This window comes from Runella sp. SP2 (assembly GCF_003711225.1).
Taxonomy (GTDB): domain Bacteria; phylum Bacteroidota; class Bacteroidia; order Cytophagales; family Spirosomataceae; genus Runella.
This window is the reverse complement of sequence record NZ_CP031031.1, coordinates 50,238-68,079: the sequence shown is the minus strand read 5'-3', so window position 1 is coordinate 68,079 and position 17,842 is coordinate 50,238. Positions and strand designations below refer to the sequence as shown.

At 37.2% G+C, this 17,842-nt stretch carries 7 protein-coding genes; all 7 read right to left on the bottom strand.

Translation table 11 applies throughout. From position 1 onward, the window contains the following. The 7 genes from DTQ70_RS30180 to DTQ70_RS31250 all read right to left on the bottom strand — a co-directional run bounded on the left by DTQ70_RS30180 (window position 1) and on the right by DTQ70_RS31250 (window position 17,839). On the bottom strand, window positions 1-2,598 hold the full coding sequence (locus DTQ70_RS30180) for a S8 family serine peptidase (protein WP_122934668.1): 2,598 nt from the start codon (window positions 2,596-2,598) through the stop codon (window positions 1-3). A 20-nt stretch (window positions 2,599-2,618) separates the two neighbouring features. Beyond that, window positions 2,619-5,480: a virulence factor SrfC family protein gene (locus DTQ70_RS30175; protein ID WP_122934667.1), complete on the bottom strand. Its 2,862-nt coding sequence runs from the start codon at window positions 5,478-5,480 to the stop codon at window positions 2,619-2,621. A 38-nt stretch (window positions 5,481-5,518) separates the two neighbouring features. Then, complete coding sequence (locus tag DTQ70_RS30170) at window positions 5,519-8,689, bottom strand: virulence factor SrfB (RefSeq protein ID WP_164490304.1); 3,171 nt, start codon at window positions 8,687-8,689, stop codon at window positions 5,519-5,521. 1,270 nt (window positions 8,690-9,959) lie between these two features. Then, window positions 9,960-12,005 (bottom strand): protease Lon-related BREX system protein BrxL, encoded by a 2,046-nt coding sequence (brxL, locus tag DTQ70_RS30165; RefSeq protein ID WP_122934665.1) that lies wholly within the window; start codon window positions 12,003-12,005, stop codon window positions 9,960-9,962. Between the two features lie 11 nt (window positions 12,006-12,016). After that, window positions 12,017-14,317: a BREX-1 system phosphatase PglZ type B gene (pglZ, locus tag DTQ70_RS30160; protein WP_122934664.1), complete on the bottom strand. Its 2,301-nt coding sequence runs from the start codon at window positions 14,315-14,317 to the stop codon at window positions 12,017-12,019. Then, the gene (locus DTQ70_RS30155) at window positions 14,314-15,591 is read right to left on the bottom strand and encodes an McrC family protein (protein ID WP_122934663.1); all 1,278 of its coding nucleotides are present in this window, start codon (window positions 15,589-15,591) and stop codon (window positions 14,314-14,316) included. Before DTQ70_RS30155 ends, pglZ begins: the two co-directional genes overlap by 4 nt. After that, window positions 15,578-17,839, bottom strand: coding sequence for an McrB family protein (locus DTQ70_RS31250; protein WP_305000530.1), 2,262 nt, complete (start codon window positions 17,837-17,839; stop codon window positions 15,578-15,580). The genes DTQ70_RS30155 and DTQ70_RS31250 overlap by 14 nt, the downstream gene beginning before the upstream one ends. Window positions 17,840-17,842: the final 3 nt, after the last annotated feature.

The window sequence follows — 17,842 nt, the reverse complement described above, 5'->3', positions numbered from 1 at the left end:
TTATTGTATTTTTATAAGGTTAAAGCGTAGGTTATTTCCACTAATTCGCTGGTTTTGTGCACCACACAATGCCCGGCCATAGGCATCGGGTTTACAACTGATATTGTAAGAGGCGTATTGTTGGGGTGGGGGTACACAGGCAGCGGCAGTGCGTTGTACAATTGTAAATTCATTGTTGTTGAGCGAAATACTCAAAGGCGCTGTACATTGGGTTCCATCGGCTTCTTGTAATGTGATCTTACCCGTGCCATTGGTATAAAAATCAAAGAAAATCTGTACAAAATCACCGTCGTCGTTTACTATTTCTGTAGTACTTTTCCATCGTCCCTCTGCAAAATTGAGATTGCCGCCGTCAGAAGGCAGTTTCAAAGTATCACCAGCATTATAATTGTCGCATACCTGCCTTAACTTTTCAATCTCTAACAACAAACTATCAATTTTTTGCTGTACGTCGGGACATTCCACCGTAGGTGCACGGCCACGTGAGGCTGTAGCGAGTGCTTTGTCCAATTGTATCAAATTACCAATATATGCATTGGGTGTAGCCACTGGCAACCCTGTTTGTTGTAAGAGTGACTTTATTTGAGATAAAGTAAGTGTAGGGTTTATGCTTTTAATCAAGGCCACTCCACCGGTAACTATCGGTGCTGCCATACTCGTACCATCCATTAATTCAAATCGTCCTCTTGGTATGCTGCTATATATCTGCACTCCAGGGGCACTGATTGAAGAAGCATCACCGTAGTTACTGAATATAGCTTTGTTATTGCTTCTGTCAGTAGCCGAAACAATGATTGTATTTTCTGAACGTTGCATAGGGTCTAACCCAATAAAGACATTGTCGTTACCTGCAGCTAAAACAATGGTCACATTCTTGGAGGCAGCCATGCTGAAAAGTTCTTTCCAGAATTGTTCCTCTCCTTTAAACAATTGATTAATGAGGTCTCTTTGTCGGCGGGGCGACAGAAAACGGATGGAAGGCGGAACAGCCATTCCTAGCGACATATTGACTACGCTTGCTCCGTTGTGAATAGCATACAGCAACCCATCAATAATAGCGGTGCTTCCCATACGTCCGGCTCTGTCTCCTACTTGCACTGGCATAAACCTACATGCTGGTGCAATCCCCGATACGCCAATTCCATTGTCGGCATTTCCTAATGCAATACCTGCTACGTGAGTACCGTGGGTTCCTCCACGGTAGCTTGAATTGACATTGGATGAATGAGTAACTACATTAAATGGTTTTACAACCCGCCCGACAAACTCCGGGTGCGTTAAATCAAAACCGTCGTCAATAATAGCCACCACCAAATTCCTGTCCCCCCTCGTGTAGTCCCATGCCCCTGGAGCTTTAACCATTCGATGATACCAACTTTTAGATTGATCTATAAAATCAGGGTCAGAAGGTATGACACGGCTCTCAAAAATACCTTCATACCAAATCAACATTTGGTAATCTTTCAACTGAGCAGGGAGTGCTTTCTTGATTTTTTCTAATTCATTGGGTGGAACCTGTAACTGTAACCGATACGTCAAAGTATCATAATAGATAATTTGGTAATTGTCATCATCATAGAGCTTTTTAAATGCCTTGGCAAATTCGTGTAAGTCTTTGTTTGTACCTGTAAGTGCAATATTAAGCCTATCCGAAGCAATATACCGTACACTGTCAGGGTCGAGCGATATTTTGGTTGAATCTATGGGGATAATGACTCCCGGGGCTGCCGGTAAAGGTGAACTTTGCCCACATTGACGAAACAGAAACAGTATTCCTAACAAAAATAACCAAACCCACCAAAAACGTTTCCACCAAGGCGCTTTTGGAGCTATTATCTTTGTTTCACCTGTATGAGTTGAGCTTGTGCTTGCTACGGGTTGGTTTTTATCGCTCTCGTCGGTGGTTGGTGAATTGATAACTGGAGGCGTTATTGACTCCTTTTCAATTGTTGTATTATCTTCAACTGTTGTCGGAGTAATTTCAGGTTGGGGCAGCTCTGCCGATGATTGATTGGAAGTTTCAGCATCGGGGAAATTATTTAACTCAACAGGTAAAGGCTCAAATGGAACAACAGCACGATGAATATTAAATGGATTGAAAGCGATCTCTTTGCGGAGATTATAACCAATATCACCTTCTTGAGCACTGACAAAGCCCCAAGCTACCAGTACAATCTTATTTTCCCCGCAAAGAATGTAACTGTCATTAGGTATTTGAAGTGACTTATTGATAAGCTGCCCCCAAGCGACAGAATCTGAATTTTCAGATTCGAGCATCTTTTGAGAGTATTCAAGAAGCGTATTAATATTCCTGACAAGAATAGAACGGTAGTTAGTTTGTTCTGAAATAGGTAGTTCTGAAATAGATTGGGGCATTTCTTCAAAACTCTCCAATCGCCATGTGGCTCTTTCAGCTATTCCTGCTGAAGAATCTTCAACAAATGGTTCGGCAAAAATTTGTGCATATAAATCTCCTAACTCCTGTTGTTGTCGAAGGTGATTTCTGAGTTTACTAAAATGCCTGTAAATAGGCTGATTCTGCCACATCACAGGTTTTAGTCCACTCAAAATAGAAGTATATGTAAAATTTCTTGACATACAACAGAGTATAAAAAGGCTTAGACAAACGAAACGAGTTTTATACGATTTAGAATTAGCCCTAATTGTCTATTCGCTTCTATATTATAAGTAGGAATATCACAATTAGCAACAAAACAAGCCGTCATTTTTTCACGCCATGATCGGTAATTTTTAATCATAGGTACCATCTTGACTACAGCCATATCCAGAGGAATCTTATTGAGATGTTCATTCAGATCAGACATATAATCCAATAGTTTTTCCAAAGACATTATATCTGTACCCTCCTCATGAAGTTTCTCCAATGATACAAATACTTCTGCATTGGCAGGAAGAGAAAGATTCAATCTATTGGCATTATTAGCACTTCTTACTTTTTGTTTTTCATCGTCTGGATAAAAACTCCATCCGCAACTGGTGGCAAATTCGTTAATGATACCTGCTGTGATATGAGCAACCATATCTTCTGCTGAATCTATTTTTTTGAAAGTATCCACATAAGTTCTTATATTTTTTGCTATTTCTTTGGTTACTTTGTATTTATCAAAAGAAACCTTTAAGTTCTCAAAGAGGCGGATTAATAAATTTTCATCTAAACCGAGCTCTATTATGTCACTAAAATTGCTTATTTTCAATTTGTGATTAAACCAAAAATCGCGAGCACCTTCAGCAAGCATCTCAGAGTTGTTTTTTAAGTCGTTTATACCCCCATAAAATAACTCGTTTAGATCGATACCGAGGCTCTCAAAATACGATACTGTATCTTCAAGCGAATCTCGAAAATATTTCTCCATGAGTATTTGTAGATTTTCGTCAAAACTCAAATCACTACTCAATTTTGGACTAGCCTCTCGGTAAAGCTGATATTGCTTTCGTTCGGGAGCTTTAACCATTTCCAATTTTCGGAGCTCATCGTGAAAAAATTCGTAAATTTCTTTTTCCTGAACAGTGAAATTTTCTATGAAATTACCGAATTGAAAGGCATCAAGACCGAAAATTTTGTTCATTATTGCTTGAATCTCAGCTGCTTCACGTGCCGCTTTAATAATTTGTTTATCAGCGTTTTCACTATGATACTCTCTATTCAAAAGATTCTCTACTTTTTCCTGTGAGTCCTTCAAAATTTGCAAATAACGATTGGTACGAATCTCGTTAGTAGTTATCTCAGCAATATGACTAATAATGTATTGGCTACCATCATTATTTATAGTAGAAGTGTTTTCCCAGGCGACTTCAGGATTGGTAAAAAATTGACTTACTAAGTTGGATGTTATAAAAGAATCTTTAAGCTTTGAATAGTATTGTTGGCGCTCATTTCTGACTCCTTTTTCTGTCTTATCTAGCTCAAAGCCTTCGAAAGTATCTTTGGAGTATTTGAAATCTCGCAGTAAAAAATAATTATGAAAACGGCCATTCTTAGTCCAATTTTTTGGCCATTTAAAGTTTCCTTTGTTGGTTATCTCATCTTCAAAAAGTTTAGAAAAACGTAATTCCCATTTATGATTTAAGTCCTTCGGGTCGTTGTCTTGGTCGTAGTCCAATTGGCGATTCCAAAAGGTGAAAATAATAAAAATGGGAGGGGTTGTAAAGTTACTGAGTGTATATGTTCTTTCTTCTACAGTACTTCCAATATTGTACGAAATCCAATTATTTACCAATTCAGCAAGGCCTGAAACATTACTTTGGCTACTGTTAGTAATAAAAAATAGATTATTTATTTCATACCGATTGGAATAGGAATTGAACAGATAGGCAACTTTCCCACGCAAAAGCATATTCGTAAGATTTTCATCGGTAAGTGTGTCGTTTTCATCCTGTTTGAGTCGAGATCTGGCCCCCGGAAAATCAAGAATGTCAATATTTTTAATAAATGGGTTTTTCGCAACAGATTCAGTAGAAATATTAAAAATAACTTCCGAACTCAAAGCACACAAATGACTGGCATCTATTCCATAGTTTTTCCCCTCTCTCGACACAAGCGTAACGCGCGTACCTGCCCCTACAAAATACTTATTCAATACTTTAACATCCAGAATAGCTCCTGTGTCTCTAAGTACGGCATCAAAATCAGCGTATAATTCTGTAGAAAAATTAATATTTTGTAGTTCATCAATAAGCGACTTACATAACTTGTTCAACTCTGGAGAATTTCCCCAAATGATTGAAAACACATCTGTCCAGTCTTGGGGCGCTATTTTATGAATATTGTCAGCGATTACCTTCCAAAAAGCCGCATCCTTGAAAGCAATAAGCTTACCTTTTTGATTGGACTCAAAAGTAGAGGTAAGATATTCTTCTATATCATACACATCATCTTCTGAGAAAACATGTTGGGTTATATTACCAAATAAATCTTTAAGAGTTTCCAAGAAGTGTTCAATATCACTTTTCGTAATCTCAGGGGCATTTTTGCGTTTGCTAAAATCCGAAAAATAACTATCTAAGATTACCAAAAAAATATCCTTAGGAGATAAAAATCTAATCTTGACTGGAGGAATATTTACATCAGTATTTTCTGTATAAGTAAAGCGAGTAACCAAACTCGTGGCCTCTCCACCGCCACCCTCTGGGTTAATATCTGTTATAAAATTTTTATTATTATTTGAATTCCTATGGTCAGGAATCTTAAGTTGATTTGTTTCATCACACAAGATATTCTTTACCAAATAAGACTTGCCTGCTTGGCTAGCACCAAACAGTGCTATGGTTGGCTTTTGTACAACAGCAAAGCGCACTTTATTTAGAGTACGTCTATGACGCTTTAATTCGTATGAAATTGCATCGTTATTCTTTCCTTCAAGATTCTTCTTTACCCAATTCACCCCTTCATTAAGAATCTTCCCTAATTCTCCAGTGTTATCGGCAATATTTTGCAGTTGTTGTTGTGATAAATTCGGCATACTTTTAACTTTAAAGCGGTTCTAACAGGCAAGTTGGATTAACGTAAATTGAGGACAAATTCGCCAGAGTCAAGCCAATAACTATACTCTTCTGCCAAAGTCATTATAGTTAATGATAAAAGCTGTTTAGAACGCTCTTTTCTACTACTGTCCAGTAGTCTTATGATAGAAAGATGTTCTTTACTTTCACTCCAATTTCTCTGAATTTTTACTTTAAAAGGCATACTGTTTTTAAGTAAAACCTTGTACTCTTGTATTGCATTGTCCAAGTCCTTCGAATTGTCGGTCAAAAGTGAGTTTTGTTCTTTTACGAGTTTCTTTATTTCATTGTCGTTAAACTCTAACTTGTAAATGGGTCTCCCACGATAATATTTATTAGGCAATTGCTTATAACCTAATTTTATAGGTAAACTATGGACTTCAATTTCACCTATGTGTATATCAGGAGTAATAAAGCAATCATCAATTAAGTGTGTGTATTGATCCAATGTACCAATATAATCAGAAGTAGCTCCAAGCTGTTGTCTAAGAGGCTGAGTATTGAGCCTAAACCCGTCTAAATTGTCCAATTTTCCTCCCATTAATGCAATGATAGCCCCTACTGAAACTATAGTTTTGGGATCTTCTATATATCCTAAGTCGTCTGCAAATGGATACCAACGACCAATCCGGTATTTGTTTTTACTGAGGGATATAATTCTCTCGGGTGATACAGGATAATATCTGACAAAAATTTCTCGAACTTTTGGTAATGTAGTAGGCTTCCCTGCTAACAGCAGGAAATCACAACCATAAGCCGACAAAATTCCTGAAAGTTGCCTAAATAGGGCATCAAAAGTTTGTTCCACAATTTCAGAAACGCGCCTTTTAGAAAGTTTGAAAGATAACGTTTCAATTTTGAAATTTGCACCCATGAAATCATTGATTGCTCGAATAAGTTCTGGGTTTGGCTTTACATCCGGGAAAAAATCATAAAAAGCTATTTCTTCATCTAATTTATCATCTATGGTGTGTTGTAAGTAACGAAGGGCTATGGGGATAGCTATTTGAACCACAAAATTTTTCCTACGTATTCGGTCTAAATAGTTTTGTTTGGCGTTGTCTGGTCCAAAAAAACGGAGTATTTTTTCATTTACGTCCACTACTCCAGCATTTTTAGCAGCATTCGTGAGAACCCCTACACAGCCAATGTCTTCTTTCTTATTTATAGAACCTTCTATAAGTATTTGTTGAATAATGTCTTTCAGTAAGTCATCACCAGCAAAATTGAAACTTTCCCAATAAATTGGTTGAGGCTTTAGGACAGCCAAATTTTGTCCAGGCTCATTTTGGTAAGCACATATCATCAAATCAGTTGTTCCCCCACCAATATCAATAGAGCCAATAGTTAGGGATTTTTTATCTGGGTATGAAACATCCTCTCTTAGCCTACCATATAGATCAAAAAAAGTTTCCGCTTTATTTAGGTATCTTTTGGAAATCTCACCGTAAAGAAAAACAAGTTGTGCACACGTTGCTTCATCATAAATCCAATCTTTTCGAAATGCTACTTGGTCTCTTTTTCTTGCCAAATCTTTCGGGCTGGGTATAATTTCTAAATCACCTCCTATTTTTTCTTCATCAATAAAAGACCCTAAGAATGTATCAGAGAAGAACCGTTGTAAAGCCCTTACGGCTGTTTCTGCACATTCTCTCAATACAACTTGTTCTTTTTGTATAATAGAAGTAGGACAGGTGATAGTGATTCGCTTAATTTTACGAGGAGTTTCTATACTGCCATGCTCATTTCTAAACGCATGTGAATTTATTTGGGAAATGGCATGAAGAAGTATTTCCATAAATACAAATGTCATTAATGATTTACGAGAATAATAAGGCGAAAAAGAAAATACTCCGTCAAGGGCAAACTCCCCATCTTCTTTAAACTGCTCCGATACACCTTCATAGTAAATCGCTTCTTTAATGTTTTTTCCTGAGAAATTAATAAACTCCCAAGGGTATTCGGCTTTTTTTGTGTCCCATAAGTACCTTTTAGGGCTTGAATGATGTGTTACGGTCTCTGTACTATTTCCTTGATTTGTAGTACGTTTATTAATAAGCCTATTTGCTTCTTGACCAATACGTAGAATACTGGGCCATTTAAAATTTTTATGCTCTGGAATATCTAAATACCCAAATTTTGTATCAACAAATACTAACCGCATAGAGAAAGGATCATCATAGTCTTTCTCTGGCATACTCAAGTCATTAATCTTTAGTTTTTTTACATTTTTGAAACTGAAAGGTCTATGTTTACTTGGTCTTTCAAATAATATCCCACATGTGTTTGAGTTTCCAATATCAAGAACCAAATCAACTTCAATAGGTGTTACTTGATCGCTGTACAAAGTAACCTCGGGAAACGCCAAATACCCACCCTTTTTCTCATCAAACAAAGTAACTTCGGACAAATACTTGATGAAGTAAATATAATAAGCTAAATATTTAAGGTGCGGAAATTGGGTTGGCTCATTACCATCAAGAACAATACGTTTTAGATAGTTCGCAACCCAATCACAGTTATATTGTGCATTACAGAAGTTTAGGAGTAAGTCTTCATTTTGACAAAGAGAGAAAAGGTTTTCTCCATCTAAAGTGTCTCTATCTGATGGAGCAAAATAAACATCCTGATGATTACTTATGTTGGTGTCAAATGCAATGACAATGTGATAATCTTTTCCCTTCTCTCTTCTGAACGAGCTATTTGTCTTAAGTTCTGGATTTTTTCTTGTGACTTCCTTAATCATCATTCTAGCCCAAGAAATAGGCCCAAAGCTATTTTTGGTAGTATTATCCTTTTTGAAGTAAGGAATAGGAAGCCAAAGGGCTTTTTCGTCAGTTGAACAAAAATACTCAAGACATGTAAATATATCACTAACTGTGAAAAAATTTTTATCTTCAATTAACTTAAAAGGTTTGATAAGGTTATAGTTGATTCCCTCCTTTAAGTAGCCTTTTTCGTCAAGGTAGTCATGTAATTTTAGTAATTGCTTAGGTACCCAACAGTCTTGATCGGGAAGATAAAAAGCGTGTTCTAAGGAGATTTTGGCTCTTATATTATCTACATTTTCATAAAAGCCCATTGTGCCTATTACCTCAGCATTAGGGTCTATTCTTAAAGTAAATTTATGAACTTGAATTCCCGAATTTGTAATCAATGAAAGAGTCATAATTATTAGTATTTGAAATAAATACCCAATAGTCATCTAAAGAACTAAAATAGGAAAGTGAAAAAATAGTATTTTAGTAAATAAATCAATGATAAAACCCAAATTAAAATATGATATTTTGAGCAAATTTCCAAAAAAATAAAATAACAACATCTATTAATTTTAGGTACGTAAATATCGTTTAACAAATTTACATTATAAATGTAAGTTATGATTTTATTTTTAATATGAAACTAATTTTACTATTTAATAGTTTTTGCTATACATTATAAATAAAAATATAGTGCACTTTACATTAATTTAAGTAAAAACTAAAAAAATTACACAAAACAGATAAATCAGAAAAAGTCGAGAAGTTTTGTAAAAGGTATTGGATTTTTCAAAACATTTAATAAATAGTAAAATAATTAATTACTTGTCATTTTTTATTAGATAGTTGTAAAATAAATGCACCTATTTTAGGTTGTTTATGTACATATATATTATATTAAAACAATGATAGATTGCACTTTTTTTACATTTATTGTTTAACTTAAAAATCAATAAATTATAATAAAAAACACTTTGAATATAAAAAACTATTCTTTACTTCTAGCCAATTTAAGGCTTTATAACATAAATATTTTTAAACGACTGAAAATCAAATATTTACAAGAAATACTAGCACTGTACAACTAATTAATATTCAATATATTAATCAATTCTTACAATAAAGCCCAGTTTAATTCAATGATATTTAAAATATGTATCAATTCCCTCGTTAAGTAGAGAAAGTACTTAATATACACTAATATAAAGAATTATCTGTATTTTGAGTACTTACGGCTATGCCCTTTCTGTTAACTAAAATCAATATTAACAATAGTAAACTATTTATCAAAGTTTTTTTCTCAAAAGTTATCGAGCAAGAGTATTTAAGCATCACAAAAAAAACATAAACACCTATCAATCAGATAGTTAATTTTGCAAATTATCTATTTTGAGTTATTATTGATATTTAAAATAGTCAGCGTTATTATATGGCTTAACAGGATCACCCCACAGACCTCTATCCATTACAAATCTTATTTTTTCACCAGACCAATGACTGCTTAACAAAATCCTTTAGTATATTTTCGCAATTTCTATATTCTATTCAAAGGTCTCCCCGTCAACAAACTTTACCTCAACGACGATTCAAGATGGTTATAAAAAATAATAATTTTTTGATTATCAGCACAGTTGTTATACAGAGGTAAAGTACCTTGAAAAGGTTACAGGTCATTTACTCTCAATCCAACAGCGCCTTAATTAGGCAATCTCTCAAATCTGTATAATATTGAATATTGATTTTGGTGATCATTTCATCTGATAATTCGTTGAGTTGTTTTCTCGCATTTAAAGGAATCAGAAGTGAGGTTGCTCCTTTCTCTACTGCCAGCTCCGCCAAGTTTACGGCATTATAAACCAAGTCTAAGGAACCACCCAAGTTGAGTTGGCCGACAATGATTAAGCCTCCTTTTGGTCCTTTTTCAAGAATAGCGCTGCATAAGGCTATGAGTACTGCCATGCCCATACCGTTTCCACTTTTGGAAGCATCAAAGGCCCGTAATTGTAATGAAAATTCTCGGGAACGAGGGTCTCGATCACCCACCAACTCTTTTGTTTTACTATATAAGTTTTGCTCGGCAAATCGAACACTTTCTTGAAACTGTGGGGGTGAAGGTTTATTTAATATTTTAACCCCCGAGCCAGGGCCCACATTTGCTTCGATTTTGTAGAGGCCCGTAGTTTCTTCCTGGCCACCTGTATTTAATGCCCAAATCTGGCCAGGAGGCAGCGGGTCTTCACCTATGGTATTTTCACTGTGTATTTCCGGTGTTGTGACGAAAGTTTCTACGCCATCGCCCCCAATTCGATAACTAAAATGGGTATTTCTGAATTCGGCTGAGCCTATTCTTTTCTGCTGTTCTTTTACCCGTCTTCGGTACTCCAGAGATATTTTAATTGCCCACTCCAATAACTCGTCCGAAATGGGCTCTGCCGGATTTGGCTGCATCAATTTCAATAAGCCATTTAAGGTTTTATTTACGGCGGTGGTATCCCGTCCGTTCAACGCTCCGCCAAAATCAATGCGTGGCAACACGGTTGAAATTCGACTAATGTCTCTCAATCGAGTCCAACATTCGGCCAAGAAATCGCTTACCAAGCCAAAGTGATTAGTAAAATAAGATTTATTTAATTTGGGGAAATCCCAACCGGGCACAAAAGCATGAATACGGTCCATAAAAGCAGTATCATCCCGCATTTCAGCGGGCAGAGGACCAAAAAGATGCCCGATTCGCTGCTGATGCTCTACATCTACGTCAAAATTTCCAACCATCACAATGCCACCATCGGCGCGAATCGGCTCTTTTCCACGGCTAAACTCACCGCTTTCCATGTAACCTTTCATGATGTTTACGCCATCTTTCTGGTCAAAAGACACCCCTGAAACTTCATCAAAACACACAACATCGTACTTGCAGACCAGCCCTCGTTCGCCACTTCCCATATTCACAAACATTTTGGCAACAGTGGCTTTTCCACCCGAAACTAAATGTGAATAGGGAGAAATTTGTTGGTAAAGGTGGGACTTCCCAGTCCCCCTGGGTCCCAATTCAATCATATTATAGTTTCGCTCTAAAAACGGAATCATTCTGACGAATAAGACATTTTTTGCCTTTTCACTCAATTCTGTAGGCTCCATACCTACACTGCGAATCAAAAAATCTTTCCATTCATCCAGGGTGAACGCTTGTCGGCCTTTGTAGAAAATGTCCAAGACATTTCTTTGAGATAACTGGATAGGTCTGATGTTGGCGACCCCAAAAGGTCGTCCATTGTTTTCCTGAGCTATGGCAGCATCATACTCCAATTCTATTTCAGCATAGAAACCTCCGGTCAGCATTCGGTCATTGGCACTGACGATTTCGGGAGAAATACGCACTTTATTTAACATCAAACTTGGAATAGTGGCCACGTAGCTGTCAGTAGCCGCATCCAATTTTGCTGTAATGATGTCAATTAGTTTTATAGACCCTTTTTCTCTTGCTTTGGATTTGAAATATTCTTCTTCTCCTGGGCGAATGGTACGATCGGCTAACTGTCTTTTAACAATTTCCAATCCTTCCTGTATTTCCTGCTCATCGGTTGTTGCACAATATCTACCAAGCAAAAACTCAATGACGTACGTTGGTACGGGATAGGTTTTGCGAAATTGTTCCAGCAGGTCTTTTCTTACAATATAGCCTTCAAAGGCATTCTCAGCTAAATGGTCAATTTTATCGAGTCCCATGTCTATCTATTTTATTCACCGACCATCGTCGTTGTTTTATCAAGAATCATTTCTTTTTCATCCATCAATACAATAACGGCAGCTTGTGATTCTGCTCCATCATCTACCATCAAAGATATTTTATTACCCTTTATTGACTTATTGGAAGACAATACGATAGAAGAATTGGCATCATTGTATCTTGTGCGAATATCCACCAAATAGCCATCAGGAACATCTTCTGTATTGATGACACATTTCAGATTTACCCATTTTATCTCTTTTATCTTGGCACTGATGACGGCTGAATACGGGTTTTCAATAAATAATGTTGGTATCAGGCATTCATGGAGAGATATGCCTCCGTGGGCATATTCCTCATTGCGCTTAAAAAATGAGATTCCCGGTGCATAGGCAATCAATATGGATTTGTTCCAGCGCCAGGGTAAGTACATTAAATCCGTTTTGGCACCTTCTTTTATCAGGGCGCAGCGCCCCCAGCGGGTTTCGGTCAAATCTTTCTTTAGTTCTTCTTTGGGTAATCCACCAGGTAACAACAGCCATCCATGGTCGGTAACAACCTTTATTTTCTTTATCCCTTTCTGAAATGCCGTTTCAATGATTTCAAGTACCTGTTCAAATAACTCGTCTATGCGTTTTACCATCCCCGACTGCTCTTCATGTCCTTTAGTGTCAATATCGCCGATTTCCTGCCAATGATTTTGACCCGGAATAATATCGGCGGCAGAAGTTACATTTACAAAATTGTTTGCGGCTAAAGCTTCTCTGAAAACGGGAGTTAGGACGCTCTTATTGGACTTTAACTGAGGTCGAAAATCATTGAATATACTTTCGGTTGAAACATCAGGGGCCATAGGCGAAACGTTGGGTTTTGCCGTAGGCGTAAGACTGGGAATAGCCGACCAGCCTGCTTCTATAGCCACCTTATATCTTTTCTCGGTTAAGATAGTTACAAATTCCTTCGCCAGTTCAAATCGAAAAGCATCGACAAATAAGACAAAGGATTCAGATTCTGACTGAGCTGACTGGTTTGTAAAAATGGAGGTATCTTTCTCAACTAAGGACTGAAATTTTAGGGTTATTGTTTCCAGCCACGGTTTATAGATGGATGAAATAAGGCTTTTAATAACTTCTTTGTCTTTTTCGGATTTTACGGCCGACAGTGCTTTTCGCATGGCTTGATCTACCTGATAACCCGAAGAGATATAATATTCTTTCAAATCACTGATAGAAGAGAATGGATAGGCTTCGTTGGCTTTTTCGGCCATTATCTTTAAAAAAACCAGTGCATTGGCTAAGGGTGCCTGCCCAAGTTCTGCCCATACCCACTGTCGACGAAACCCGTGTTGTGATTCCAGTAATTTAAATTTAGCGACTGTTTCTTTGGGTAAAAGTTTAGAAACTGCCGTTAATGCTTTACGAAGCTCTTCTTCTTTCTCTTCGTTTATTTGAGGCCAGCTTTCCTCGGGGATGGCAAACATTGCAGGTTTGGCCAATCGGAGATATTCCTGTATTTCGGGGAATTTTTTAGGAGCATTGGCGTATTGCTGCCACACGTATTTCCATGCATTTTTTTGCGAGCCTAATTTTTCGACGATAGCAACGATATTTTTATAATCGGGCTCAAAATCGTATTGCGATTTGCACAGGTTGTAAAACACCTCTCTTTTTCCTACATCCAAGCTCAACAATTCAGAATCTCCCTTGCAAATCCATTTGAGAATAGTGGGAGTAATATTCGGAAACAGTTGATTGTTAAGGTACTCTGCGTCAATGATGGTTCTGCCAATCAAAACTTCTGGGTCTTGAAAAATGGACGGCAACGCTTTTACTAACGCATATTTAGTAGAGCTGTCCTGTGAAACTTTCATCCCTAATCCAATGCTCGAATTTTGCAGAAAGGCATTGATCGTCCATTCTTTTCCATTTTCTTGGGTAAATATGGTACCAGTATATTGGTACTCAATTAAAGGCTGAAAATCTAAACCAGCATTTTGGATGTTTTTTAACTCATTTTTTGAGATACCTGGCAAATAAATGATAGGCACTTCAGTATCACTCCAATTTGCTTCGGGCAAGGTTTTAGCTACCATACACTTTATCCAAATGGCAGGCCCCTGTCGTTTGGCCGGCTCATAGATGCCATAAATCAATAATGCAGGAAAGGATTCCTGTAGTGTTGGGATAACCGAGGCCCAAACCGACTCGGGGTCCAGCCAGAGAATTACCTCCGGCTTTACCATCACATTCCCATTGTGTTGCTTGGCTTGGTTTAATGCCTTTACTACCTTGTCGTAAATACTGTTAGTCATTTCATTATTACTTTTTCCAGGAAATCTTTGATCCGCTTTCCTACAGTCTTATCTAAATACTTATTGTCTTTATCAAGGACCGCTATCTTCATTATACCACAGTGATGAGATGGCTCTGATCCTCCTTTTTTTTCAAATGTTCCGCTATGGTAAATGGGAGCCTCCGTATAAACTGTATTGGGATACACTAACAATGAATTTTTGGCTTCCCAGTATTCATTATAGACAAACATCTGTTTTAAGTCCGCATCTGCGGGAATATTGTTGTCGGGCAGCTTCCATTTTGTATCCAATACCACTGAGTTCTTATCATCAAGGTTTTGTAATACAATGTCAGGGCGGACTGTTTTTGCATTGATGTTACCGCTTAGTTTCCAAAATTTCCTTGAATTTTGTGATTTTATACTCCACTCCGGCGGTTTATTTTTGTACAACTGCCGAAAGATATACTCCTCCCATAAGTCGTTCATGTCAAACAGGATGGCCAATACATGATTTTGCCCCGAACTGATGTCAGGTCGATAATTTAACAATAACATGGCTGCAATTTCAATAGCTTCCCGATAAGGCGCTGACTTTCGATCAAATACCAATTTTTGGAATATTTCCGTAGTAGCAGTGATGTCTGACAACTCAGGGAATGACATTAAAAGCGTAGATACTCGGTCCTTCAAGAATGGACTTTGGGTTACTTTGGGAATAAGCCTCAGCGCTTTTAAAAGTAGTTGATTAAAGATATTATCCCGGTCAAATACCTGATGTTGGGTATAAAAGCGCTCTTTATGGACTGCATTTACCTGAATCTGCTTATGGAAAAGCAGCTTTCCTTTGAGAGCACTGCAATTATCAGCAGCCGTTCGGTATTTTTTAATAAGTCCCTGTCTGATCAAGTCTTCACATTCGCGGATAAAAAGCTCCAAATAGGCTTCTAAAATACTGTTCGGTCTAAAACGCAATGCCGCTTTTTCCTGAGCGTGGATTTGCATCCAACTGCACTCCCTGAGCATATCAATCAGTACTTTTTGCCATTTTTGTTGATCTCTTTTTTCAACGGTTCGACTGATTTTTGGCAAAATTTCGATGGTTATATTGCCAACCTGAATAACGCCCACATACTGATTAAACTTTACCCCTTTGGGAGTAAGACTAAAAAAACAGCCTCTGTGCTTTTCGTTGTACCAGCCCAATGCCTCCCAGTGATGACGTGTAAACCCTTCATCACCAATAGAGAGCAGGCTATGCTCAAATACCAATATGGGCTTATTGAGACTCATTAACCTTCCTATTATTAGACAAATACAATGATTGAAAATCAGCAACTGTTAATTCATGCGGCTTTTTTAATTGATATTGCCATGTTTGGTCGTATTGGCTTGCCAAACCGTTTCCTCCCGAAAAAGAAGCGAAAATAGTACTTGAAATAGGTTGTGACTGTTGAAAGAAATTATCGCCAAGTACTAACCCTAATTTTTCAAAATCATTGTAGAAGTATTCCTGTAACAATGGCAGAATTTTATTGCCAAATACCGCTTGTAAATCCTTGATAGTCTTTACGTTCCATAGCCAGGCGTGACCGATGGTGTGGTCGGCGTCTTTAAGCACTTTTAGCCTATTGTTGATGGAGGTAAGCATAGCTGCCAGGTTGATTCCATCTTCCGTTGGTTGAAGTTTGGTTTCCTCGGGCATTTTCGGAATAAACGCAAATCTCCTTCGTAAAGCGGTATCCAATGCCTCTACACTTCTATCGGCAGTATTCATTGTACCGATGATGTACACGTTGGGGGGAACACCGAAGCGTTTTTTTGAATAAGGCAGCAAAGCAGTCAGCGATTCATCTTTACCTAATCGTTTGTCATCTTCAATGAGTGTGATGAGTTCCCCGAAAATTTGTGACACATTCCCTCGGTTGATTTCATCAATGATGATTACGAAGTTTTTTGGGGTTTCAACTTTATAATCCTCTTCTGTTAAAGCTTCTATAATTTCTGCTTTTTCGTCATAAGAGAATCTCTTATCGGTGATTTCTTTTACAGTCCCCCTGGGATGTTCAGAATTATATTTTCTAAAACCGTTCAGAACTGCCCAATACGCCGAAGAATTACTGCCTCCAATTACAGCCCTAAATTCATCGTTTATGTTTTCAATCTTATTTAGGTTTGGGAAGGCATGTGAAAGCTTGCTAAGTCTTGTTTTGGAAATTGTATAGCTTTTGCTGCTTTCTTTATGGCTAACGTGTATATTATTATTTGGTGATATGTTTTTAATGTAAATCTTTCCACCACTTTTTGTCATTAAATCAATACTGTCAACTTCTGAAAAACACTCATGTAAGAAATTTATATAAAGGTCGTATTGGGTGGAAAAATCTACTATTTCTTTTGTTTCTGCTGTTGGCTTTTGCTGTACGAAAGAAAATGCGGCTTCAACACACAGCTTTTTGAAAATACCGTCTTCTACCGCATACGACAGTTCTTCGTTTTCGGTGGTGGGTTCCACAGGTTTGATTCCTTCAATAAAATCCTCATACCCCATGCTTTGATGAAAAGTACAAAATACGATTTGCCCTTCTCTAATGTATTGGTCAAAGCGGGCTTTGACATCTTTCCTGTCTTCTGAACCGATTACTTCAGGGGTTTTATTTTCAACAATGGCAACAGCATGGGTAATGCTATAGAAGGTTTTACCCGTGCCGGGAGGGCCGTAAAGTATTGAATTTAATGGCATAATGCTTTTATAAAAGTAGTCTTCAACATCATCGGGTAAGTCATCAGCCTCATCTTCTTCACTATCAGTTAAGTTTAGATAAAGCTTTTTATTGTGAACAATATTATAGTATTCGCTGAAGCTTCTGAACTTATAATAATCCTCAATACTTAGGGTTTTTATAATTTTATTGACACTTGTCACATTATTTGAGTCTCTTTTTGCATCCTTTTTAATAGCAGAGGTATGAATTTGTAAAATTTCCTGTAAATTCTTATTTCTGATATTAAAGAGGCCTGCCCCAGTATTATAGGAGTTTAAATTTAGTCCGTCATATAGGAAAAAATCAATAAATACATTTTGATCGTTTATTGAAATTACCCGATCATTTTCCTTTAAATGGGTTTTGATACTATCTAAACTCCCTTCTTTGACAATAAAAAAAGATATGAGTTGATTATCAGTAGCCTCTTGGAAGATTAAATTAACATCAATAGGAACAGGTGACAGGAAAGGTTGAAAAGCGCCTTTTACCCGAGATAATTTTTCGGGATAAGCGGCATTTAACCTTAAAAAGTCATCTCCTTTAAGGGCTATTTTTCTTACATTTTTTATTTGGATCGAAACTTCAGGGGTTGCCTCTGAGTACTCTCCAATTACCAAATTACTACCCGAAAGAAAAAGCGCAGTATCTCCTTCCTCAAGTTTACTGTAAATCTCAGCCCACCTACCAGCAATAGTGTTTTGCCAGATAATAGTTGAGGTATTTTCATCATATTGATCTAATTTCTCTAAACGCGCAATTAAAGTTTTTGCCATAAA